The 23,136-nt window shown below is 68.6% G+C and carries 23 protein-coding genes; 14 read left to right on the top strand and 9 right to left on the bottom strand.

Annotated features, from left to right (window positions below; all coding sequences use genetic code 11):
• Positions 1-33 precede the first annotated feature (33 nt).
• From tssC to KEG38_RS08420, 6 genes are all read right to left on the bottom strand, one after another.
• Positions 34-1,692 carry a type VI secretion system contractile sheath large subunit gene (gene tssC / locus KEG38_RS08445; RefSeq protein WP_272418584.1) on the bottom strand — a complete coding sequence of 553 codons (1,659 nt, stop codon included), beginning with the start codon at positions 1,690-1,692 and terminating at the stop codon, positions 34-36.
• A gap of 15 nt (positions 1,693-1,707) precedes the next feature.
• The gene (locus KEG38_RS08440) at positions 1,708-2,649 is read right to left on the bottom strand and encodes a type VI secretion system contractile sheath small subunit (protein WP_272418583.1); all 942 of its coding nucleotides are present in this window, start codon (positions 2,647-2,649) and stop codon (positions 1,708-1,710) included.
• A gap of 183 nt (positions 2,650-2,832) precedes the next feature.
• On the bottom strand, positions 2,833-3,699 hold the full coding sequence (locus tag KEG38_RS08435; protein ID WP_272418582.1) for a type VI secretion system baseplate subunit TssG: 867 nt from the start codon (positions 3,697-3,699) through the stop codon (positions 2,833-2,835).
• Positions 3,700-3,732: 33 nt separating this feature from the next.
• A complete protein-coding gene (locus tag KEG38_RS08430) occupies positions 3,733-4,719 on the bottom strand; it encodes a type VI secretion system protein IglI family protein (protein WP_272418581.1) in 987 nt (328 codons plus the stop codon).
• Positions 4,720-4,759: 40 nt separating this feature from the next.
• Entirely contained in the window at positions 4,760-6,406 is a 1,647-nt protein-coding gene (locus KEG38_RS08425) for an AMP-binding protein (RefSeq protein WP_272418579.1), read from the bottom strand.
• Between the two features lie 54 nt (positions 6,407-6,460).
• Complete coding sequence (locus KEG38_RS08420) at positions 6,461-7,585, bottom strand: hypothetical protein (RefSeq protein ID WP_272418578.1); 1,125 nt, start codon at positions 7,583-7,585, stop codon at positions 6,461-6,463.
• Between the two features lie 134 nt (positions 7,586-7,719).
• On the opposite strand from KEG38_RS08420, the gene KEG38_RS08415 reads away from it, so the two are divergent.
• The 14 genes from KEG38_RS08415 to KEG38_RS08350 are packed head-to-tail and all read left to right on the top strand — an operon-like array spanning position 7,720 to position 21,228.
• A complete protein-coding gene (locus KEG38_RS08415) occupies positions 7,720-8,112 on the top strand; it encodes a hypothetical protein (protein WP_272418577.1) in 393 nt (130 codons plus the stop codon).
• Positions 8,113-8,115: 3 nt separating this feature from the next.
• Positions 8,116-9,057 carry a hypothetical protein gene (locus KEG38_RS08410; RefSeq protein WP_272418576.1) on the top strand — a complete coding sequence of 314 codons (942 nt, stop codon included), beginning with the start codon at positions 8,116-8,118 and terminating at the stop codon, positions 9,055-9,057.
• Positions 9,054-9,644 (top strand): 4Fe-4S single cluster domain-containing protein, encoded by a 591-nt coding sequence (locus tag KEG38_RS08405; RefSeq protein ID WP_272418575.1) that lies wholly within the window; start codon positions 9,054-9,056, stop codon positions 9,642-9,644. Before KEG38_RS08410 ends, KEG38_RS08405 begins: the two co-directional genes overlap by 4 nt.
• A complete protein-coding gene (locus KEG38_RS08400) occupies positions 9,641-10,822 on the top strand; it encodes a hypothetical protein (RefSeq protein WP_272418574.1) in 1,182 nt (393 codons plus the stop codon). Before KEG38_RS08405 ends, KEG38_RS08400 begins: the two co-directional genes overlap by 4 nt.
• The gene (locus KEG38_RS08395) at positions 10,819-12,027 is read left to right on the top strand and encodes an eCIS core domain-containing protein (protein WP_272418572.1); all 1,209 of its coding nucleotides are present in this window, start codon (positions 10,819-10,821) and stop codon (positions 12,025-12,027) included. Before KEG38_RS08400 ends, KEG38_RS08395 begins: the two co-directional genes overlap by 4 nt.
• A 36-nt stretch (positions 12,028-12,063) precedes the next feature.
• Positions 12,064-12,807: a hypothetical protein gene (locus KEG38_RS08390; protein WP_272418571.1), complete on the top strand. Its 744-nt coding sequence runs from the start codon at positions 12,064-12,066 to the stop codon at positions 12,805-12,807.
• Positions 12,808-12,863: 56 nt separating this feature from the next.
• Positions 12,864-13,598: a class I SAM-dependent methyltransferase gene (locus KEG38_RS08385; RefSeq protein WP_272418570.1), complete on the top strand. Its 735-nt coding sequence runs from the start codon at positions 12,864-12,866 to the stop codon at positions 13,596-13,598.
• An 8-nt stretch (positions 13,599-13,606) separates the two neighbouring features.
• Positions 13,607-14,587 carry a CgeB family protein gene (locus KEG38_RS08380; RefSeq protein WP_272418569.1) on the top strand — a complete coding sequence of 327 codons (981 nt, stop codon included), beginning with the start codon at positions 13,607-13,609 and terminating at the stop codon, positions 14,585-14,587.
• Between the two features lie 6 nt (positions 14,588-14,593).
• Positions 14,594-15,745 carry a glycosyltransferase gene (locus tag KEG38_RS08375; RefSeq protein ID WP_272418568.1) on the top strand — a complete coding sequence of 384 codons (1,152 nt, stop codon included), beginning with the start codon at positions 14,594-14,596 and terminating at the stop codon, positions 15,743-15,745.
• Entirely contained in the window at positions 15,742-16,188 is a 447-nt protein-coding gene (locus KEG38_RS08370; protein WP_272418567.1) for a glycosyltransferase family protein, read from the top strand. Before KEG38_RS08375 ends, KEG38_RS08370 begins: the two co-directional genes overlap by 4 nt.
• Positions 16,185-16,763 (top strand): glycosyltransferase, encoded by a 579-nt coding sequence (locus KEG38_RS08365; RefSeq protein ID WP_272418566.1) that lies wholly within the window; start codon positions 16,185-16,187, stop codon positions 16,761-16,763. The genes KEG38_RS08370 and KEG38_RS08365 overlap by 4 nt, the downstream gene beginning before the upstream one ends.
• A gap of 49 nt (positions 16,764-16,812) precedes the next feature.
• On the top strand, positions 16,813-17,694 hold the full coding sequence (locus tag KEG38_RS08360; protein ID WP_272418565.1) for a class I SAM-dependent methyltransferase: 882 nt from the start codon (positions 16,813-16,815) through the stop codon (positions 17,692-17,694).
• Positions 17,695-17,752: 58 nt separating this feature from the next.
• The gene (locus tag KEG38_RS08355; protein ID WP_272418564.1) at positions 17,753-19,021 is read left to right on the top strand and encodes an AAA family ATPase; all 1,269 of its coding nucleotides are present in this window, start codon (positions 17,753-17,755) and stop codon (positions 19,019-19,021) included.
• Positions 19,018-21,228 (top strand): metallophosphoesterase family protein, encoded by a 2,211-nt coding sequence (locus KEG38_RS08350; RefSeq protein WP_272418563.1) that lies wholly within the window; start codon positions 19,018-19,020, stop codon positions 21,226-21,228. Before KEG38_RS08355 ends, KEG38_RS08350 begins: the two co-directional genes overlap by 4 nt.
• An 11-nt stretch (positions 21,229-21,239) precedes the next feature.
• On the opposite strand, the gene KEG38_RS08345 is transcribed toward KEG38_RS08350, so the two are convergent.
• The 3 genes from KEG38_RS08345 to KEG38_RS08335 all read right to left on the bottom strand — a co-directional run bounded on the left by KEG38_RS08345 (position 21,240) and on the right by KEG38_RS08335 (position 23,093).
• On the bottom strand, positions 21,240-21,872 hold the full coding sequence (locus tag KEG38_RS08345) for a hypothetical protein (RefSeq protein WP_272418562.1): 633 nt from the start codon (positions 21,870-21,872) through the stop codon (positions 21,240-21,242).
• A gap of 74 nt (positions 21,873-21,946) precedes the next feature.
• Positions 21,947-22,495, bottom strand: a complete 549-nt coding sequence (locus tag KEG38_RS08340; protein ID WP_272418561.1) for a hypothetical protein — start codon at positions 22,493-22,495, stop codon at positions 21,947-21,949.
• A gap of 10 nt (positions 22,496-22,505) precedes the next feature.
• Positions 22,506-23,093 (bottom strand): Uma2 family endonuclease, encoded by a 588-nt coding sequence (locus tag KEG38_RS08335; protein WP_272418560.1) that lies wholly within the window; start codon positions 23,091-23,093, stop codon positions 22,506-22,508.
• Between the last annotated feature and the right edge of the window lie 43 nt (positions 23,094-23,136).

Here is a 23,136-nt window from a genome sequence, read left to right as displayed (position 1 = left end):
CCGCTCATCCTTTCCTGAATGCTCGATCCCGTATCAGGGCCCGCCCAGGGCCGCTTCGAGCCGGAGCTCGACGTCCATTCCTTCGAATTGCGCGTGCGGCAGGACCGAGATGACCGACTTGTACCAGCCGAACGGCCCCGGCTTCGGCTCCACGGCCACAGTCACGGCCTTGAACGGATAGAACCGCAAGGTCAGATCGTCGGGATTGACGACCGTCGTGACATATCCGCCGAGCCAGTTCGCCAGCACCTGCTGGATGTACGGCCCGTCGGCCGTGCTGCCGATGTACTCGCGCATCATGCGCTTGACGAAATGCGCGATGCGCGTGATCGAGAACGAGTACGCGAGGTTCGTCACGAGGTGCGCATTCTTCGTGTTGAGATCCTCCACGAACGTGCGCGGCTTCTTGAGCGACTGCGCGCTGAAGAACGTGGCCACCGCCTCGTTCTTCTTGTGCACGAGCGGGATGAAGCCGTTCGAGGCGAACTGCAGCTCGCGATAATCGGGAATCGCGATCTCCACGGGCGGCTGCTGGTGCTCGTAGCCGTTCTTCTCGTACGTGTAGACCGTGAGCCCCTCGACGAGGCCACCGCCGCGCGGACCGCGGATGTGCTGGGCCCAGCCGGATCCCTCGAAGGAGCGGACCATGTTCTTCGCGAAGAGAATGGCCGCGTTGCCCCAGAGGAAATTGCTCGCGTCGTCGGTGAGGCCCGGCTGGACGGTCTCCTTGTAGCCGACGACGTTGCCCGGCTCGAGCTTGTACGAATGGCCGAACGGACGGCGCAGGAGGTACCGCGGCAGCACGAGCCCGAGGTACGCGGCGTAATCGGTGTCGCGCAGCTCGTTGTACTTGCCGAAATGCGGATGCGTGAGCACCGCGTCGAGGTCGCCGATCTCCGCGACCTCCTGCATCGTCTTGCAGGGCGTGAAGAACGTGGGCGCGACCGAGGAGACGAACGGGCAATGCGAGGCGTTTGCCACGCGGCCCATGGCGCGCAGCCAGTCGATGTCCTCGTCCGACGAGTCGAACTCGTAGAGGCCGATCATCGTGGCGAAGGGCTTGCCGCCGTACCGATCGTACTCCTGGATGTAGACCTTGTTGAAGAGGCTGCCGCCAAAGATGTCGGTATCGTGATCGATGACGTCGGCGCCGATTTCGGCCTTGCTCCCGTCGAGGAAATCGATGATGACGTCCTCGCTCTCGACGCCGGACGCGAGGTGGTGGAGCCCCCGCCAGACCGCTTCGAGGGCCTGGAAATCATCGTCGTGGAAGACGTCGTCGAGGTGCTTGCCGAGCTTCTCGTCGACCTTCTGCGCGACGAGCGCGATCGCCTCGACGACGTTCGAATAACTCGCGAAGACGTGCAGCGGTCCGAGCTCCTCGCCGCGCGAGAGCGTGAGGTCGTCGCCGCAATTGACGAGCAGCGCCGCGAGGTCGTTCATGAACCGCGCGCCGTCGTTGATGTTGACGTTGCGGTCGTCGAACTTGAGCGGCGCCGTCGCGCTCGAATCGTCGGCGAGAGAAAGCGCGCCGCCGGACCCGTCGCTCGGCTGCGCCGCCGGCTTGACCTCGCTGATGAGGAGCTTGAGCGAGTCACCTTCCTTGAGGTCGCCCGCGGTCTCGCCGAACGCCCCGAGAAGATCCGCCTTGAGTTCGTCGGCGTTTTTGGGAGTTGTATTGGTGGCAGGCATGATCGCTCCTCGACCTCAGATCTCGAGCACCTTGTAATTGTCTTTCGCCCACTTCTGGAGCTCCTTGAGCCCGTCGGGCGAGGCGAGCGCGCGCTTCATCTGGGCGCGCAGCTCGGGACGGTTGCGCAGCATGGACTGGAGCTCGAGCATCATCAGCTTGATGACGCGGAGGCGCTGGAGCTCGGGGATGCTGCTGGCCACGGCGTCCGGCGAGAAATCCTTCATCGACGCGAAGGGCACCGTGCGCTCCGCGCTGACCTTGAGCGGCGTGGTGATTGGCAGGACATACACCCTGCCCTTCGAGACGTCGTCGTCGTCGCTGTCCTGGGCCTCGGGCTTCGGCACGTTCGCCGCCTCGAGCGCGACCACGCGATTGCGCAAAAGGCCGGTCACGAGGCCGACCTTTTTGCGGGTCGACGGGTCGATCGTATCGCCGGCGACCTCGCCGGAGAACGTGATCGTCGCGCCCTGCACCTCGAGATTGCCCGCGTCGTCGATCGACTTCACGTCGAGCGTGCCGCCCACGACGATCTCGCCGTCGACGCGGCTCAGGCCGTTCTCCTCGGGCGTGCTCTGGAAATGCGCCTTGCCGGTGAGCGGATACTTGCCGGCTTCCTTGCGGGCGATGGCGCCGCTCGGGACCGTGCAGACGATCCGGTCGAGGGTCACGGTGCCGGGCAGGCTCGATTTGAGGTGCGAGAGCGCCTTCGGCAAATGCCAGGTCGGCACGATTTCGTGGAGATGATCGTCCACGGTGGTCCCGCGCTTGATCGAGCGAATGTTCCGCTCGGAGAGGGCGGGCAGGAGCCCCGCTGCGCGCTTGGAGCGGCCCTCGAACTCACCGAGGACCAGGATCCGGTAGGGCAGCTTCTCCTGCTGCGGCGTGCCGGTGATGTTGGTCCGGTAGGTGATGGTGAGCCTGGACTTGAAGATCTGGTCCTGGATGTACTTGCTCAAGATCGGTTCTCCTTCCCCACCACCTCGTCAAAACGAGGCAAGGCGCGCGTTTGCCAGCGATGCGCCGCTCGCCTTTGCCCCCCTCGTGCAGAAAACCCGAGGACCGAACCGTGGGGGCTCGGGGCTTTACGGTTCCAATCGCGCATAGCGTTTCATGGGTGCGCTCCCAGGGACAAATTTGCGTCACGCAGGGCGGTCGGGCGGGCGTCCCTCGAAGAGCGTGTGGATCTCGGAAGGCCGCGATTTTGCGAGTGGATCCCAGCCGAGCTCGCCTGGCCCGCGGACGATGAGCTTGCCCGACGCCTCGTGGTCGACGAGCAGCACGCGCAGGTGCACGGCCGCGCCGGAAAGCGCGGGCAAGACGTGATCGAAGAGACGCGCGCGCGCCTCGCGCGTCCACGGCTCGTTCGTCCAGGTCCGCGACGCGTCCGTGACCAGAATGGCGTCGATCCCGGGCACCGAGACCTCAGCCTCGCCGCCGAGCGCGGAAATGCCGAGCGTCGCCTGTCCAATCCGCGCGTCGGGCGCGGGCAAACGACGCTCGTGTCCGGCGCGGCGCACCGAGACTTCGAGCTCGGGATAAACCTTGCGAAAAAGCCAGCCCAGCGTCATCGGCGACGAGGGGCGAGCGAGCGTGAATGCCGAGCTGCGCAGGGAACGAGGGCGCGGGACGAGGCGCTCGTTCTCCACGGGCGCGCGCGTGTCGGCGTGATCGGCGAGGAGGCGATGGTCGGCGAGCGCGACGATGCCTTCGAGCGCCGGACCGGCTTGTGGATGCGCGAAAAGCTCCTGGAAATACGACGGCAGCGGGGTCGTGACCGCGCGCAGGCCGAGGTTCAGGGTGACGGCGATATGGTCGCCGACAAACTCGACCGCACGAACGAGCGTGGGTTCGAGCGCGAGCGAGGGGTGGCTGCGAAATCGCAAAGTGCGGTCGGGAAACCGCGCGCGGAGCAAGGCCACGAGGGCCGGAAGCTCGAAGGCGGGGGCGGCGCGCGAAATGGCCTCTTCCAGCGCGGCGCGGCCTGCGCCGGGCGGGGCGTTGGGCATTTCGGAGGACAGCGGCGCCGGCCCGTCCATGCGTCAGGTCCCGACAAACGCGTCGAGGTCGACCTGATAGAGTTGTTCCAGCGCCTGCCACGCCGGGCCCCCCTCGGCCTCCCAGTGGGGCGCGATGTCGCCGATGTTCGCCGAGAGGAGGCGGAAATGGGGCGCGAGCAAGGCGGGCAGGTACACGCGCGGATCGAATCGATCGACGACGCGGCGGACGTCCTGGGCCACGATCGCGGCTTTGCCCATGTCGCCGCGGCTCACGAGGAGCTCGAACGCTTCGAGTTTGCGGATGAACTGCTCGAGCGCGGCCGAGACCTCGATCGTGCGGGCGGGCGGCGCGCTGGGATGGAGTTTTTCCGAATCGAACACAGGCTCGGGATCGGAGGGCGCTTTCTCTTCGGGCTCGTCCACGACTTGCACCTCGATCGGCGCCGGCTCCGTGGGCGTGACCTCCGCCGGGGGCGGCGGCGGCGGCGGCGGCACGCGCTGGAAGACGCTCTCGCTGCGGGCGCGGAGCGCGGCGAGCTCACGCACGGATTGCGGCGACTCGATCACAGCCGTGATGGCCTTGGCGAGCGCCTCGGCCTCGACGGCGGTCTTCGCCGTCAAATCGCGCGGGATCGTCGTGGCCCAGGTCTTCCACGTCGCGTCTCGCTTGGCTTCGTAGAAATCGATGGATGATCGAATCCCCCGAAACAAGAGCGTCCAGGCGGAGTCGGCGACGCGCGTTTTGCGCTGGAACGGCCTGAGCGCGCGAAAGCCTCCTTCGAGTGCGAAACGCGCGGTCGCGAGGATCTCGGGCAATGCCACCGGGCCTCGCTCGGCGAAGACCCCGAGCAGGAAGGCCGCGATGAGCCGGGCGTCGGTCGCGCCGTCCTCGATCGAGAGCGAGGCACGCTCGGCGGCGGCGCGAAGCTCGCCCCCCTGGGCGAGGCGCAACGTATCGTCCACGGCCGCGGTGGTCGCATCCATTCCGGGGCCGGAGAGGGCGTGCGTGACGAGGTTCGGATCGAGCATGACGAAGACCTCGGACCGGGTGTATGTCGGGACAGACCTTTCAGATCCCGAGCATCTGCGCCCGGAGGGCGGTCAGATCACGAAAGACTGGGCTGCCCGCCTTCCGCAGGAGGATGCCCGAGGAGTATTGCCGATGGCACCAGTCGAGGTCCAATTCCTTGCCGACGCGCCGGGGGAAGAGGGGGAAGACCTCCACGCGCTCCGGGAGGAAGTCCTCGCCGAGATCCTCGCGGATCGTGCGGGAAACGAGGGCGGAGACGTCCTTTGCGGAGACGTCGTTCGCGCCGATGAAGACGAGGAGGAGGAAGGCCCAGCGGGCGCCGGGTTCGCCGGTCGGCACGGGCACGACGGCGGCGCCCACGATGCCGGGCAGCGTGGAGACGCGGGCCGTGACCTCGCTCGCGGGATACACGCGCGCGGCGCGGCGCGGGACGAGGGTGGAGCCATAAAGGAACTCGGCGCCCAGGCTCGCGACAAGAAAAAACCCTTCTTTGCCGGGCAGGGGGACGAAGACCCCGGTCGCGCCCACGGCAGGTTCACCGCTGCCGCCGGAATCGAGCAGGAGGTACGGGCGACCGGGCGCGGGCAAAACGCGGGCGTTGCTGCTGCCAGGCCGGCGGGTGGAGAACAGCAGGCAGCCGCCGCTGGCCGCGTCGACGAGGACGTTGCTCACGGGAACACGCGCCAGGTCGTTTTTCTTGACGAACTCGTTGTGAGCGATCCAGTCGAGCGGCTCGTCGACGCTCCGGAAGACGTGGCGGAGGCGCGCGAGACGCGCGGGTTTGCGGCGAAGGTGGGCCGCGACCGCCGGAGCCACGCCGAGCACGGTGATCGGCGATTTTTCGAGGAGGGTCGGGTCTTCTTCGATGTCGGCCTTTCGAATGTGAACGAATGCCGCGCCCGCGAGCCAGGTCGAGAGGAGCAGGGCCGGCATGTGCTGTTGCATCGGAAAATCCGGCGCTGCGAGAGCATCGCCGGGGCCGATGCGATAAGCGAACAGGGCGTCGCGCAAGGCGTCTTCGAGGGCACGCGCGGCGGGAAGATCGACGGGGACGAGCAGAGGCGCGCGCAGCGGGGAGAAGAGCCGGGCGCAGGGTTCGTCGGGCGCGTACGCATATGGGGGCGCGCGCAGGGCCGGGCCATTCTCGACGAGCGGCAATGCGAGCGCGGCAAAATCGCCGAGCGGCGGGTCATCGGGATCGAAGACGACGTGCGCCGGCCCGAGCGCTTCGAGGCGCGGGGCGAGCGCGTGGGCGCCCGCGGGTTCGAGGATGGAGACGCAAAGGCCGAGGCGCAGGGCCGCGGCGAGGGCCACGACGAACGCAGGTCCAAGGGGAAGGACGATGGCGATCGGCGCGCCTGCCTTGGCGCCGCGTTGCGCCCATGCGGCCGCGCACGCGGAGGCGCGGGCGTCGAGCGCGGAGAACGAGAGCGAGCGCGCTGTGGAACGTTCATACCAGACAAACGCTGGCCGGCCTGCGGCGACGTGGCGCAGGACCGCGTCGTGATAGAGATCCTGCGGTTTTCCCGGGCGGCTCCGAAGCGGCGGGCCTTTCTCGCGGACGAACTCGAAGAGGGCGGACCAGAAGGAATCCGGGGTCTCGCAGCTCTCGGCGAGCCAGCCAATCGAGGGGACTTCGTCCTCGCGGGAGAGGTCGAGGCTCTGGACGAGGGCGGGGATCTCCATGAGGCGCCCGGGCAGACGAGCAGGGCGCGCGCGGGGCAGCAAGTTTTCTGCTCGTCAATTGCAGGTAGCCCCGTTCTCGAAGCACTTCTGGAAATTGCAGCGGCATGCCACGCTCCGGCCGCCCGGCAGGTCCGTGGTCCAGCCATCCTTGGTACAATCGGAAAACGAGCACCGTGTGCGGGCCGTTTCACCGCCGGGCAAGTCCGTTTCCCAGCCGTTCTTCAGGCAATCGGAGAACGAGCATCGCGTCCGCGCCGTCGTGCCATCCGGGAAGCTCGTCTCCCAGCCGTCCTTCATGCAATTGGAGAACGAGCACCGCGTCCGCGCCGTCGTGCCATCCGGGTAGCGGGCCTCCCAGCCGTCTTTCATGCAGTCGCCGAAGGAGCAATGCACGTCGATGTCGCCCTCGGGCGTCGAGGCCGTCCAGCCGTCCTTCAAGCAATTGCTGAACTTGCATCGGCCCGCGGCGAAGACCGCGGCGGCCACGTAACGCGTGGTCTTCGCCTGCGCTTTTCGTTCGGCTTCCTGGGCCGCGGCCTCGGCGGCGATACGCTCGGCCTCGAGCTTGCGAAACTGGGCGACGTCGCTCGTCGCGCTCGCCCATTTCAATTTTTTCGGGTCGTCGTGCGCCCAATGGAGGCACGCGCGGGTAAAGGAAGGGACATCGTCCGCGGAAACCTTGGGCCTCACGCGATGGCAGGCCCGGAGAACGATGGCGTCGGCATCGGCGTGTGGCGCGACTTCGGTGAGCAGGTCGAACGATTCGAGCGAGGGAGCTTTCTCGATCGCCCTTTCGAGGTACCCGGCGGCCTCGAACTCCAGCTTGGCCACCTCTATTTCGCCGTTCCTTGCGACCTTCGTGCGCCTCAGTTCAATCACGTGCTCGGCGAAGGACGTGGCGTCGTCGACCAGGTTTTTGCCCTCCGTGATCTCCACGCGCAGCGACGCGAGCTCTTTCTGGATCTCCTCCACGCGCGCAGCCTCCGCGTCCCCTTCCTTTTCGACCTCGGCGACCCGCGCGGCGGCGCGATTCTCCGGCGGGATCAGGGCCGGCTCGGGCTCTCCAAAGCCACTCGTCTGCGTTTGCGTCTGCACTTGCAGCGGGATGAGCGAGCACCCCATGCCGAGGACGACGGGGAGCGCGAGGGCGAGGGTCCGAGCCTTGGAAACGCGCGACATATCGCGCCGATCGTACGTGGATCCGCGGCGATGCACAACCACGCGTGGTGCGCCGTCGCCAGCTACTTGGCCCTGCCCTCGCGACGCCTGGTACCCTCGTCCCACCGGAGGGAGAAACTCGCCCGGAAGGCCCGATGCTGGTCACCATTCGTATTCGAACCACGCGCGACGAGGGACGGACCGCGCTCTGCGAGCTCACGCTGGACCGGCGGCAGAGCTTCTCGGCGCTCGCCGAATCCCTCTTCACGCAATGGGAGATCGAGACCGCCGGGCCGCGGCTCGACCCGGAAGATCGCGCAGGCCTTTTGCGCAAGCTCGAGAGCTGGCTCGTCACGCATCGGCACGATCTCCGCTTCGGGCAGGCGCCGATCTTCGAGTACACGTGCCTGCGCCCGCCCGCGCCCCCGAAGCGGCCGCGCCCCCTGCCCCGCCCCGCCGAGGCGCCCCCTTCCCCGCCCGTCGACGACAGCGGCGAGGACGGAGCCCTGAAGCGCATCGAGGCCCAGATCGATTGGCAAGGGGGTTAGGCCATGAGCGGGGTGAAATCGCTGCGCATTCGGTCGAGCCAAAGGGACGAGGAGGCTTTGCGGCGGGCCGCGGCCGAGCGCGCGAAGCAGGCGCGCGAGGAGGCCTCGAAGGTAGAAGCCTCGAAGCCTTTGCCGCCGGTCCATGTGCCAAGGACGGCTCCCGTGGAGGCGTGCCTCCGTCGCGTCGAGCGGTCGATCGGGCTTTTGTCGGCGTGCGTCGCGCTCGGTGTTGCGCTCGATCGCGAGGCGGAGCAGGCCCGCGGCGGGCTCGTCGAATTCACGCGTCAGCCGGACGCGGCGCGGATCGGGGCCGTGGACGCGCTCGTCGCGCGGGTCTCGCCGCGCACGCTGGAAGAAGTTATTGCAGCCCGGCAGGAGGCGCTCTCGCGCGCGCTCGCCGTGCTGGAAGCGCCCGCGTGGCAGCGCCAGCTCGAAGCCTTTCGCCCCGGGCTCGCGGCCGATCTCCGAGGTTTGGCGGGACGAAGGATGCAAGATGGCCTTGCAAATGTCGCGAGCCTGCTCGGCGAACTCGACGCGCTCCTCGCGGCACGGGCGCGGGCGCGGGTCGTATCGCTCTGCGAGGGTGGCGTCGCGGCGGGGCTCCGGGCCTCGGAGGTCCGATTCGAGGCGCGCGAAGGCGCGTTCGTCGCCGAGCTCTCCGATGATCACGGCGTCTTCGCGCGGATCGCAGAGCACCTCGTGTCGTGGGCCGCGCTCCCGGAGATCGACGCGATCGAAATGCGGGGGCCCGCAGAGTGGGACGGCCCGGCCTGCGTGCATGGCGGTTATGCGGACGTGCTCGGGGCGCTGCGGGCGCAGGGCGTCGAGGCCGAGCTTTACGGCGAGGACGGGCGCGCCTTGTGGCCCGCGGGGGGCGACGGCGCGGGCGGCGCGGTGGTTGTCCTGCAAAACGGGGCGACGACGGGGAGGCAGGGGTCGTCGTGACGGACCTCCTGCTCAACCTCGCGGACGCGGTCGCGCCGTCGCGCGCGAACGGTCCCGGCGCGCGCGCGGTCCTCTGGGCGCAGGGCTGCTCGCTCCAGTGCCGGGGCTGTCACAACCCGCAAACTTGGGGCCCGGCGCCACGGCGTATCTGCACGGTGCATGCAGCCGCGTCCTGGGTGCGCTCGTTTCGAGGCTTGCGCGGGGTGACGTTGAGCGGCGGTGAGCCTTTCGAGCAAGCGCTCGGCTTCGCGACGCTTTGCCGCGCGCTTCGGGCCGAGGGCGCGGACATCGTGGCGTTTTCGGGTTTTACCCGGGAGGAGATCGAAGGAGACGTGCGGCCCCACGCCCGGGCGCTGCTCGCCGAGGTCGATCTGCTGATCGACGGCCGGTACGAGGCCGAGCTCGCGGCACGGCTGCCCTTGCGGGGCTCGTCGAACCAGCGTTTGCATTTCCTGACGAATCGGATTCGACCCGACGAAATCGAAGGTTTGCCCGCGGTGGAGTGGATCGGCAAGGGCGAGCGTGCGCGCGTGACGGGGTTTGTCCTCCGCGCCCTCGGCCCACGAACCGCCGAGGGTCGCGCATGAGCGGGAGCCCCGCGCCGGATCGGGAACGCGAGCCTGTGATCCTGCTGCTCGGTTGGCGTCGGTCCGGAAAAACCCGGACGCGGATGCGCTGGAGCCAGTACGCCCGCATGGCGCCGGTGACGGCCGAGGGAATCGGGCCTCCGCGGGTAGAGACGGGGGCAAACCCGGCGCCGACGGCGGCGGTGACGGAGCATCGGGTCGAAATCGGCGAGCGCGCGGTGCGGGTGATCGACGTGCCGGGGGCGATCGTGGACGCGGCGCGGGACGACGCCGGGGCGCTGCGGGATACGCTGGAGCCGCGGATCGGTCGCATCGGAGGCATCGTCCTTTGCGTGGCTCCGCCAGTGCCGCCGCGACGAAAAGGCTTGGTCCCAGGGCACGTACATCCCTCGCTCGTGCCGGCGTATGGCGACCTTTTCCCCGCTGGCGAAGCCACGGCCGAGCCCGCGGCCGCGCAGATGGAGGAGGTGCGCGCGCGGATCGACGCCGTGATGGCGTTCGTGGAGCAATTCGCAGGGCGCATGGGCAAGGACGCCCGCGACGTGCCCATTGCCGTGCAGCTCAATTTCGCCGATCTCGTCGCGCTCGGGAGCACCGACGACGAGGACGCGGCGGCGCGGGATCGGCTCTTCGCGCGGTATGGTCGCATGTTGCCGGCCGATCGGGGGGCATTCACGAACCCCGCGCAGATCGAGGCGCGGCGCGCGGAGGCCGCGGCGGTGGACGCCGACGTATCCGCCTTCGCGACGGACATCGCGGACTTCATGCGGACGCGATGGCCCGGGCACGATCTCTGGTTTTCGACAGCCGCGAACGTCGAGGATCCGCTCGGGCATCGGAGCGCGGCGGCGGGGCTCGTCTATCTCGTCGACCGGACGCTCGGGGAAGAGGCGCTCGTGGAGGCGCGCGCGCAGCGCGAGGCGGCGCGGCGGGCGGAAATGGCGCGGCGCGTGGAAGCGCGGCGGGCGCTTTTACGGCGCCTCCGGCCGGCGCTCGTCGGGGTGCCGGCGCTGGTCCTCCTTTTGCTGGCCGCGAGCACGGTGACCTGGGGGGGCCGCACGGAAAATGCCGCTCCGTTGCTGGTTCGTCGCGTGCGGTGGTACGCTCAATCTTATCTGGCCCCGGAGGGCCCCGGGCATGGGCCCGGCCCCCGTGCAGCCCGGACGCGATCGCCATGAGCCCGAAACAACGCGTCATCCAGGCGTGTTATCCCGCCAATCGTATCCCGGCAGCGATGCTGGCGCAGGCCTTTTTCCGGCCGCACGCGACGAGACCGCCGCACGCGGCCAAGGCCATCCAGCGAAGCACGACGTCCCTGCCCCCGCATCCAGCCACGGTGGCGCAACGAAAAAGCGCAACCCCGGGGCCCACGGAACGTCCGCCTCACGCCGCGACGCGTGGCGCCCCGCTGCAAAGGCGCGCCACGGACGAAACGGCCGCCATCAACCCGGCGCAGCCCTCGGGCGTGCACGCGTTCCAGCCGCCCGCGGGTTTCCTCGAAGGCAAACCGGCGCGTGACGGGCAGCCTCTCCCGCCCTCGGTGCTTCGAAAAATGGAAACGTTCTTCGAGGCCGATTTCTCCGACGTGCGGGTCCACGTGGGCGGCGAGGCGGCGTCGATCGGGGCGATCGCGTTCACGCTGGGCAGCGACATCCATTTCGCGCCCGGGTTTTACGAGCCACACACGTCGCGAGGGCAGGAGCTCCTCGGGCACGAGCTGACGCACGTGGTGCAGCAGCGCGAGGGGCGGGTGGCGAATCCGCTGGGCGACGGAATCGCCGTGGTGCAGGATTTCGAGCTGGAAGCAGAGGCGGATCGCATGGGGAGAGCGGTGGCCACGGGGCAACCGAAGATGGCGGCGAATGCGCGCCCCTTCCCCGCTTTCGGGCCTCCGGCGCAGAACGTCGGTCCGTTGCAAATGCGGGCGGCGCAGGCGAAGGGCGCGGGATATCGGCTCATCTTCGGGACGTACATGCACGAAAACGAGAGCCTCCCGGAGCCGCTCGCCGGCCACAGCTTCGTCGCGCTCGAGGAGCCGACCGGGGAACGGCACGCCTTCGGTTTTTCGCCCCAGAATTACGGCTCTTATGATCCACACCGGGACCTCGGCAAGCTCATGTCGGGCGTGCCCGGCGTGGTGCACGACGACAAGTCGGCCTTCGAGAAGCCCGGGGTGCGGCTCAAGGAATATCCGATCGACGCGGCGCAGGCGCAGGCGGCGATGGCGAAGGTGGCCGAGTATCAATCGGGGCGACACCGGTTCAACCTGCAATCGAAGCAATGCTCGGCCTTCGCGCTCGACGTGCTCCGCGCGGCCGACGTGAAGACGCCCGTGAGCGGATCCGTACGCGGGCCGCGCGACGTGTACGAAAAACTGCGATAAGGTTTTTCCCGAGGGAACGACGCGGAGGAGGCGGCGATGGCGAACGGCGAGGGCGAGGGGAAAAAGCAGCGGGCGCCGCATCCGGCGACGGTGCAGCGGAAAACGACGGCGGCGCAGCCCGAAAAACGTCCGAGCAGGCCGCCGCACCCGGCCACGGTGCAAAAGAAGTCGACCGCGAAGGCCGGCGCGCGCAAGGAGCGGCCTCCGCATCCGGCCACGGTGCAACGAAAAACGTCCGCGCCCGGCGGCGCGCGCAAGGAGCGGTCCCCGCATCCGGCCACGGTGGCTCGGACAAACGGATCCGGCGCCGCGCAACGCCTTTCGGCGCCCGGGAAAACCGGCGCGCTCACGCTGGCGTCCGGCTCGGCGCTGTATCATGCGACGAGTTATGCCGGGCTCAACGTCCTTTTGCGGTCGGGGATCGGGGCCAGCGTGAACGGGCGGACGGGCTCGGCGTTCGCGACGTCGACCGCGCTCGACGCCGGGCGCGCGGGCTCGGGCGGGCCCGCGGCGGTGCTGGAGCTGCGGACGACGCGTGCCTTGCAAGGCGGGCGTGACACGCCGGCGCAGCCGAAGACCACGGCCCCGGCCGAGCCGGCCGAAGGAGAGACGCAGCCCGATTTCGCCGTCGATCGCCGCGGCTCGCGCGGGGTGCAGTGCAAGCTGCATCCTCGCGCGCTCGACGCCCTCGAACCCGTGGCCGTGCACCTGCGCGACGCGCGGGGCGCCTGGGCGCGTTTCACGGTCGCGCAGTACCGCGAGATGTCGGCCGCGGGCTGAACCGCTGCCGCGCCCTTGCCTCGGCGCTCCGGCTTCTTCACCATGCGCTCCCGCACATGGCGTCGCTCGAAGACATCACCAGGCGCTACTACGAGACGACGGCCTCGCGTGGCCATCGCCCGACCGCCGAACACTACAAAACGAGCTCCGCGGGCCTCCTCCGCCGCCTCGGCTCTTGGCTCCCCGAAGATCGCACGACGCCGTGCATCGACCTCGCGTGCGGCTGCGGCGAGCTCATCTACGCGCTCGAGCAGCGCGGTTTCACTCGTACACACGGCGTCGACCTCTGCGTCGAGGAGCTCGACGAAGCCCGGAAGTTCGTGCGCGGCGAGCTCGTCGTCGGCGACGTGATCGACCACCTCGCGGCGCAGCGCGAGGACGCCTACGGCTTCGTGACGGCCTTCAACATCGTCGAGCACCTGCCCAAGGATCGGCTCATCGACTTCTTCCGCGAAGCGCACCGCGTGCTTCGCCCTGGCGGCGCGCTCGTGGGCATGGTGCCGAACGCCGTCTCTCCGTTCGGCGCGGCGGCGCGATACTGGGACATCACGCATCGGATCGCGTTCACGCCGAACAGCATCACGCAGCTCGCGGCGATGACGGGCTGGGGCGACCGCGTGGAGTTCCGCGAGTGCGGCCCGGTGCCGTACGGCGTGAAGAGCGCGATCCGGTACGTCGCCTGGCGCGCGCTGCGCGGCGCGATCGAGGCGTGGTTTCTCGTGGAAAACGGGGCGACGCGCGGCGGGATTTATTCGTCGGACATGCTCTTCCGGCTGCGGAAGGAGGGCTAGGCGGCGCCATGCGTATCCTCGTCCTCGGCCCCCGATTCGCGGACGGCTTTGCCGACAACGTCGCCGAGACGCTCGTCGAGATGGGCCACGAGGTCCTCGGAGCGGAGGAGGTCGATCACGCCGCGTACTGGTCGGTCCCTCGGCGCGCGCTGCGCATGGTGGAGGAGCGGGTCTTCGGGGATGCGCCTTTGCCGCAGGATCGCAAGCTCCTCCGGCTCGTGAAGGATCGACGCCCGGACGTCTTGCTCGCGCTCACGTGGGACGTGCACCCGGAGATCCTCGACGCGCTCGGCCGCTTCGTGCCGGGGCGGCGCATTCTCTGGTGGGGCGACGCGCCCGCGAACAGTCGCAGGTTCGGGCTCGTGAATCCCTTCTGGGACAAGGTGTACGTCAAGGATCCGGACGCCGTGAAAAAACTCCGGCTCGCGGGCAAGGCGTGCGCGCTCCTGCATGAGGCGATGAATCCGCGCTGGCATCGGCCGCTCGCGAAGCAAACGAGTGATGCCGTGGTCGTCGCCGGAAACTATTATGCGTTCCGACAAGCCGTCCTCCTGCGGCTGCTCCGCGACGGCGCGCGGCTCGAACTCTACGGCACCGAGCCTCCGCCCTGGTCGGCGAAGGAGATCCGGGCGAGTTTTTCCGGAAAATACGTCGTCCGCGAGGAGAAGAGCCGCGTGTTCGGGGCGGGAATGGCCTGCCTGAATACGTTCGCGCTGGCGGAGGGCAATTCGCTGAATTGCCGCGCGTTCGAGATCGCGGGTGCGGGCGGGCTCCAACTCGTGGAGTTCCGGCCGACGCTGCTCCAGTGCTTCGAGCCCGGTAAAGAGGTGCTCACGTTCGAAACGTACGAGGAGCTCCGCGGCCACCTCGAACACGCGCGCCGCTTCCCGGCCGACATGCTCGCGATCCGCGAGGCCGGCGCGCGGCGCGCCCTCGCCGAGCACACGTATCGGCACAGACTCGAAACCATCCTCGCGGATTTCGCCTGACGTTTCATGGCCCTCCGCGTTCTCCACGTCATTCCGAGCTTCTGGCCCGCGACGCGGTATGGCGGACCGATCGAAGGCGTGCTCCGGCTTTGTCAGCGGCTTCTTCGCCTCGGCGTGAATGTCGAGGTCGTCACGACAGACGCCGACGGCGCGGGGGATCTGCCCGTGCCCCACGCGGAAAAGACGCTCGCCGAGGGCGTGCCCGTTCGTTATTTTCCGCGGCGGCCTCGCACGCGTTTCGCGTTCTCCGCGCCCCTCGCGCTTCATCTCGCCCGGGAAATCCCGCGGTGGGATCTGGTCCACGTCACGGCCCTGTTCTCGTTTTCTTCGGCCGCGGCCATGGCCCTCGCGCGGCGCGCGGGTGTGCCCGCCGTGCTCTCGCCCCAAGGCACGCTCATGCCCTGGGCCATTGGCTCGAAGCGCTGGAAAAAGGCGCCGTACATCGAGCTCGTCGAGCGGAAGAACGTGCTCTCCGCCGCGGGCGTGCATGCGACGAGTGACGAGGAAGCGCGCGAGATCCTCCGGCACGTCCCCGGGGCGCGCACGTTCGTCGTGCCAAACGGCGTCGATTTGCCCGACGTGCTTCCCGACGTGCCCCGCGAGAAGCAGCGGATCGTTTTTCTGGGCCGCATTCATCCCGTCAAGGGGTTCGACGTGCTCGTGCCTGCGCTCGCTCGCGTCGCGTCCGTGATGCCCGAGGTGGAAACGCTCGTCGCCGGCCCCGACGAAGATGGGGAACAGGCGCGTGTCGAGGCGCTCCTCGCCCGCGTCACACCTCGCCCCCGCGTGCGGTTTCTCGGGCCTGTGTATGGGAACGACAAACTGGAGCTTCTCGCTTCGGCCACGGTCCTCGTGCTGCCCTCGCACGGCGAGAATTTTGGCATTGTGGTCGCCGAGGCGCTCGCTGCGGGGACACCCGTCGTCGTGAGCAAGGCTTGTCCCTGGAAAATCCTGGAAGAGCGCGGCGCGGGCGCCTGGGTCGAGAATACGCCCGAGCGGATCGCCGAGGCGCTGCTTTCGGTCCTCGAAGACCCCGCGCGCGCTCGGCGCATGGGAGAAGCGGGGCGCGCCGTGGCCGCGGGGTTCGGCTGGGACGCCATTACAAAGCAGATGCTCGGGCATTACGAGGAGATCGTCGCCGGCGAGAGGCGACCATGAAAATCCTCGTCGTCTCCTCGGTGGGCGGTCACCTGACCGAGATCATGCAGCTCGCCCCGATCCTCGCCGGCCATGAGGTGGTCCTCGTCCTCAACGACGACGCCGCATTGCCGGATTTCCCGTTTGCCCGGGTCTACCGCATCGCGCACGCCGAGCGCGACATCCGCGTGCTTTTGAACCTGCTCGAAGCCGCGCGGATCCTGCGCCACGAGGATCCCGACATCGTGCTCTCGGCCGGCGCGGGGCCGGCGGTCCCGGTCGCGCTCGTGGCGCGGATGGGCACGCGGGCACGGGTCGTGTTCGTCGAGACGGCCGCGGCGATCGTCCGGCCCACGCTCACGGGTCGGCTGATGGCGCCGCTCGCGCATCGTTTCTTCTATCAATGGGACACGCTCGCGCGGTTCTTCCCGCGGGCCGAGAAGGCGAGCATTCATTTCGGATGAGGATCTTCGTCACCGTCGGCAATGCGCTCGTCCCCTTCGACCGGCTCCTCCGCTGGGTCGACGAGGCCACGTCCGCGCTCGACGTGCCCGTGGAAGGCCTCTGCCAGCACGGCCCGAGCCTGGTTCGTCCGCGCGAGCTCACGCCACGCGAGCACCTCTCCCGCGCCGAATTCGAGCGCGAAATGGAACACGCCGACGTGGTCGTCTGCCACGCCGGCGTCGGCACGCTCTCCGAGGCCCTTCGCCGCGGCCATCGCCCGATCGTCGCCGCGCGCCGCGCCGGGTTTGGCGAGATCGTCAACGATCACCAGCTCGAAATCGTCGCGGCCCTGGGGCATGAAGGGCGGATCGAGGTCGCGGAGGATGCCGAATCCCTTCGTGCGGTGCTCCAGCGGTATACGCGGGGCGAGGCGCGGCGTGGTCCTCCGCGGGACGAGGATCCTGCGCGGCTCTCGCCCGTGGCGCGCGCGATCGCCGAAGGTCCGGCCCGCGCGCGCCCGCCGCGGCTCGGAAAACTCGCCATGGACGCGCTCGCCGCGCTGGGTCCGCGGCTCGATCGGCTGCGCGTGCGATGAACCCGCGCGCTTGCCCCCGCGCCGCGCTCCCGCTACGTTCGGCGGCGCGATGAGCATGACGGGCGAAACCACGCGTTCCGCGTGCCGGATCTGCGGGGCGCGTGGAGCGCCGGAAGAATCCTTCGAGGAGATCGCTTGTTTCCGCTGCGCCACCTGCGGCACGGTGCAATCGAACGTTCTGCCCACCGTGGAAGAGCTGGCCCAACATTACGCAGGTTTTTCCGAAAGCTACACAGCCGGCATGGGCGCCGAGCGGTTCGCCCGCGAGATGCCGAAGCGCCACGCCGCGAAGCTCGCGCTCGTGCGTCGTCACCAGCCCTCCGGCCGCCTGCTCGACGTCGGCTGCGGGGAAGGCGGGTTCCTCTCGCAGACCCTCGAAGCTGGCTTCGACGCCGTCGGGTGCGATTATTCGGTGCGAAAGGAATATCCGCCCGGCGTCCGGGTTTTTCCGGGCAACCTCGACGCCGAGGGCGGGCTGCCGTTCGAGGACGCGAGCTTCGACGCCGTCACGTCCTGGGCCGTGATCGAGCACGTCCGCGACCCGCACGCGGCGATGCGCGAGGTGCGCCGCGTCCTCAAGCCGGGTGGTTTTTTCTTTTGCGATACGCCCCTCTGCGGCGACGCCTCGGAGCGCGACGTCGCGGCGCGCTCGCACTGGTTCTGCCCGCCCGAGCACATTCACGTCTTCTCGTACGGATCGCTCTCGCGCCTCGTCTGGGCCGCGGGCCTCGACGTCGTGTATTCGACGCCCTCGTTCGAGCGCTCGGCGCCCAGGTACGTGGCGCGGCGCCTTCGAAATGTGCTGGTCGGCGTCGTCCTCGGGCGCGCGCTTCGTCATTTCGACCCGGGCGCGTGGGAGCGCCGCAGGCAGAGCGTGGTCACGCAGATCGGGGACATCCAACTCCTCGTCGCGCGGAAGCCGCGGAGCTGACCGTGCCGCCCGCTTGCCCCCCGGCCACGGGGCCGCTAGTTTCATCGGAGCTTCTGGCATGAGCCCCGATCCTCGAGCGAAATTCCGTGCGCTGACCCGGGTCTTCGACCCGATTTACCGGCCGTACCTCGACGCCGACGACGGACCCGGCTCGTCGTACGTCCCGGAAGCGCACGAGCACTATCGCGCCGAGCTCGAAGCCGCGCTCGACCTGAACGACAACGCCAAGCTCCTGCTCGCAGGCCAGCCCGGTTGCGGCAAGACCACGCTCTTGCTCAGCATCGCCCACCGGCTGCGGCGCGAGGGGCGGCTCGTCGCGTTCGTCGACCTCGAAGCGCAGACGGCCGTGCAGGACCTCGGCTCGCTCGAGATGTACCTCGCCGCCAAGGCCGAGCTCGTGGCCGAGGTGAAAAAAGCGGGAATCAGCCTCTCCGAGAAGACGGCCGAGATGCTGCGCAGCGCCCTCGAACGCCTGCTCGCCTCGCCCGTCGCGCCCGATCTCGACGCCCTCGGCGCCGCGCTCCGCCGGCTGCTCTCGACGGTGCGCGAGAGCAAGCTCCTGCGCGACGAGCTGCGCCGACAAATCAAGGAGTCGGGCTTCGAGCCGATCGACATGCTCGCGGGCTTGCTCGACGACCTCGAAGAGCACAGGCCCGTCGTGCTGCTCGACGGCCTCGACAAACTCCCGCCCGTGCAGGCGCGCGACGCATTCCTCGGCGACGAAAAGAAGCCGATGGTCGAGGCGCCGGGCGCGGCGATCCTGACGATCCCGATTTCGCTGATCTACGAGCCCACGTTCAACGTCCTCTCGGAGAGGTACAACAACGCGGGCAGCGCGGTCCTCCCCGCGGTTCGTCTCTACGATCTCAACCCCCACACGAACACGCGCAGGCGCTCCGAGCAGGGCGTGAGCATCATGCGCCGCATCGTGGAGGCGCGCGTCGAGCCGATCGATGCGCGGATCGTGATGCCCGAGGCCGTGGAGCGCGCGATCGTGGGCTCGGGCGGCAACATCCGCGAGCTCGCGCGGCTCCTCCAATCGAGCGTGGTCAAGGCGCACGTCCGCCGCGGCACGTTCATCGAGGAGCAGGACGTGTCCGCCGCGATCGCCGACCAGCGCGAATCGTTCCGCCGCGCCTACGATCCGCGCTTCTTGCCGGTGCTCGAAAAGGTGCGGCGCGAGTTCCGCCTCGAAGGCCAGGGCGACGTGACGAAGCAGCTGCTCTACGGGCTCTGGGTGATCGAATATCGCAATGGCATCGCCTGGTATTCGCTGCCCGATCCGGTCGAGCAGCTCCTCCGGCAAATGGAGACCTGGGCCGGATGACGCCGGAAGCGCGCATCGAGGAGCTCTCCGCGCGTATCTCGCTGGCGCAGGGATCGCCGTCCCTGCTCGTCGTGGTGGCCGAATCCGACGCGACGCTCGACGAGGCGCGTAAGCTGCTCGTGGGCATTTTGCAAAGGGCGCAGATGCGCGTGGAGGACCTCGGCGCGTGTGACGTCGACATGGGCCCCGCGCGCTGGGTGGAGCTCACGCACGAGCGCGCGGCGGACGCCTACGTGCTCTCCGCGGCGCCGTGGGGTCCGTTCAGCGGCGGCGCGTTCGCGGGGTTGCTGAATGCCGAGCGCGAATTCTTGCGCCGGCTTGCGGGGCCCGTGCTGCTCGTCGTCTCCCGCGATACGGAGCGTATTCTTCGGCAAAAAGCGCCCGATTTCTTCACGTGGGCCGCGCGGACGTACGAGCTGCCCGCGCCCGCGGAGCTTGTCGCGATTGCCCGGAAGCTCGGCGCCCTGCCGGACCGCGCGCCCGGCGTGCCCTCGGAGGAGCCGCCCATTCGATTCCTCCACCTCTCGGACCTCCATTTGAGGCCCCAGCGGGTGAAACGGTACGATCAGGATCGTGTTCTCCGCGGCCTCGTCGATTTCCTGGAGCAGGATCACCAGAGGTTCCCGCTCGACCTCATTTTCATCACGGGCGACCTCGCCCACAGCGGCAAACCCGAAGAGTTCGAGCTCGTGGTCGACCTCTTCCAGCGCATCCTCGACGTGACGGGCGTCCCGCCATCCCATTTCTTCGTCGTCCCCGGCAACCACGACGTCGATCGCGACGTGGGCCGATGGCTCCGGCGCACGCTCGACAAGGACGAGGAGGCCATCGTCTTCTTCGAGGACGAGCACGCCCGGCGATTCCACACGCAAAAGCTCGAAGCGTATCGTGTGGCGCTCGCGTCGCTGCTCGGAGAGGACCGCACGCTCGGCCTCGGCGTCGGCGCGAATGCGGTGGAGGTCGTGACGGTGCGCGGCGCGCGGATCGCGGTGGCATCGTTCAATTCGGCGTTTTTCGCGCAGGGCGACGACGATCACGGAAAGCTCTGGCTCGGCGAGCCCAACGTGGATCGGGCCGGCGATCGCATCGCGGACGAGGGCGCGCAGGCCGCGATCGCGCTCCTGCACCACCCGTTCGAGGAACTGCACGAGCTCGAGCGCGACATCATCGAGCATCGCTTCGAGCGCCTCTTCGACCTCGTGCTGCGCGGTCACATGCACCAGCCGAAGAGCCGCGGCATTGCCTCGCAGCGCGGCGGGTTCGTCGAGCTCGCGGCGCCGTCGGCCTATCAGGGAAGCCCGTGGCCGAATGGTTGCCTGCTCGGCGAGCTCCGTCCGCGATCGGGCAAGGTGCGAATCACCCCGTACATGTACGCCTCGGGCGCGGATCCGTGGGTGCTCGATACCAAGGTGTTTCCGGACGACGCGAAGGACGGATACACCCACACGTTCGCCGTGCCCGAGAAGAAACGGACGCCGAGCGTATTGCGGAGGCATCTGGCCCAGGCGACGGAGGAGGCCGTGGAAGCCGCGCCGGAGGCCGTGCAAAGGCAGGTCGCGAAGGTGCTGGGCATCGAGGCGCCGAGCAGCCGGATGCCAAAAGAGGTGGCGAAAAAGGTGGCGCGGGCCGCGGCGGCGAAGGTGGACGATCCGGCATTGCTCGCGAACGTGGTGGACGAGCGGCGCATGAGCACGGCGCTGAGCAAGACGGCTGCGGATGAGCTCGAAGCGGGAGGACCGACGCGTATTCCAAGGTCGGATCCGCAATTCTTGGAGAAAGCGCTCGGGCGCGTGGCGGAGTTCATCCACCGCAAGGTCAGCGGCAAGGTGGCGAAGGACGCGGCTCGCGAGGAGATGCTCGTGCAGCTCATCGCCACGGCGCTGAGTCACATCGTGGATGGGCCTGTCTCGGTGGAGCGCTTGCTCCCGGACGCCGGGAGACCTCACATCGTGATCGGTGCTCCGAATGATACGCCGGCGATTCGCTCCATCATCGGCGTGCATTTGGTATCGAAACTCGGGGACTGGGCGCTGAGCGACGTTCCGGAGAAGAGACTCGAGCGACTCGATCTCCATCTGGAGAGCGGGCATGCCGAGCACGGCGCGCTCGTGGAAGTCTACACGGGCGAGGGCGACGCGGTGCCACGCATCGAGCGCACGAAGACCCCGTCAGGCCAGAACGTCCTCGTGCTGCATTTGTTCTGGTAGGAGCGTCGCTCTCAGAACGAAAGCGCGAAACCGTCCGCCGTCGGCAGGAACCGGACCTTGCTCTCGTCCTTCCGCGCTGCGCTCGTCGGTTTGTCCGGGCTCGACGGGCGCGTCGCCACGAAGACGATGCCGACGATCGTGAGCGGCAAACCCACGAGCATGGCCGTTCCGCCCGTCGAGATGAGCACGATGCCGAGCGGGTCCTTTCCTTTGTCCCGCACGCGATCGATGCCCCAGGCGAGGCTCGCCGTACCCATCCCGAGGGTAATGGCGCCGCCGATCAGGAGCCCCACGCCGGACGAGCGCGTCTTCTTTTTCTTGGGCCGCCGCAGCCGCTCCACGTCGACCTCCACGGGGGTCGCGGAGACCACGGGCAACTGCGGAACGTCGATCGTCACCGAAGCGCACGCGCACAGCGAGAAGATGCCCCGCGAATCACAGGTCTGCGTGCCCGGCCGCCCGTCCTGGCAGGCGCAACGAGCCTGCGCGCCAGGCCTGCACATCCGCGGCAACGCCGCGAGGAGCGTGGGATCGTACGTGAACGGCGCGGCCGGCGCCGGGGGCGATGTCTCCTCCGCGCAGACGAGCGACGCCGTCGTGAGCAGCGCGGCGACCATCAAGCAAATACCAAGCAATCTCGCCATGATGCCATTCCTCGGCGTTAATGCGATAGCGCAAGGTACCACGAAGCGGACGGGCGGCGCAATCTCGCGCCGCGTCACGCACGGAGGAGCTCTGCAAACCCCCGCGCCGGATCCTGCGGGTCGAAGACGATCGTGATCGTCCCTTTTCCAGCGAACGCGCGCCACTGCTCCCGGAGGCGCGGGAGCACGCGCCGCACCTCGCGCACCCGATCGGTCGTGAGCACGGCGGCGGCCTCGATACCGGCGCGAGCGCAATTCGACGCGATGACCTCCAGGATCGCGGCGTCGGAGACCTCCGCATCCGACCACGGAGCGCCCGCGAGCCCCTCGGCGAGCAGGAGCTCCTCGAGATCGTCCCCGAAGCCCGCGTACTTGCTTCCCCCGCCCTTGCGATTGGCCTCGTCGTTGATGCGCGCCGGATCCAAGCCCGCGTCGACGCGCCCCCAAAATCCTTTTTTCAGGCCAAACGCCGCCTCGACGACCATGTGCACGAGGTCGTGCGGCAGCTCGTCGCCGTAGGTCGGAAAGACCCAGGAGACCTCGGTGCCGTTGCTCCGGTGGACGTAGATACGATCCCGCTGGCCGGGGACACGGACGAAGGCGGCGCGGAGGAGGGAGGACACGGCCGTCCGATCAGGAGGCGAGCTCGGGCTCCTCGAAAGCTCCGCGATACACCTCGTCGAGCGCGAGCGTGCAGCCGATCGAAATGAGCTCGATCGTCTCGCTGCCTTGCGCCTCGTACAGTGCCCAGCCGCCGAGATCGTGGCGCCGGAACACCTCGACGCGCCTCGTCTTGGAGGAGACGAGCACGTATTCGCGGAGCGAGGGGATCCGCCGGTAATGCGCGAACTTGTCGCCGCGATCGTAACCTTCGGTGCGCTGCGAAAGAACTTCGACGAGCACGACGGAGTTTACGATGGCGTCCTTGTCCTCGGCATCGAGCTGGAGCTTGCCGCGAACGACGGTTACGTCGGGGTACATCGACGCACCTGTCGCTTGGACGCGGATACGGACATCAGGGCCGAAAACGCGACAATCCCGATCACGGAGTTCGTTGCCCAGCTCAGCCACCACATTCGCCGATACGAGCGCATGTTCCGGGCTATCTCCGAACCTATCCAGGATCTGCCCGTCCACGTATTCGTGCTTCGTCTCGCTCGCCAGCTCGAAGGCCAGATACTCGGCGAACGTAACGTCGTGCCTCCTCGCCGGCTCCATCATGGCCCCCCGCACCTCCACCTTCACCCTAACACCCCGCCGATAC

It is taken from the genome of Polyangium jinanense (genome assembly GCF_028435265.1).
GTDB classification, from domain to species: Bacteria; Myxococcota_A; Polyangia; order Polyangiales; family Polyangiaceae; genus Polyangium; species Polyangium jinanense.
This window is presented reverse-complemented; position numbering and strand designations above follow the sequence as displayed.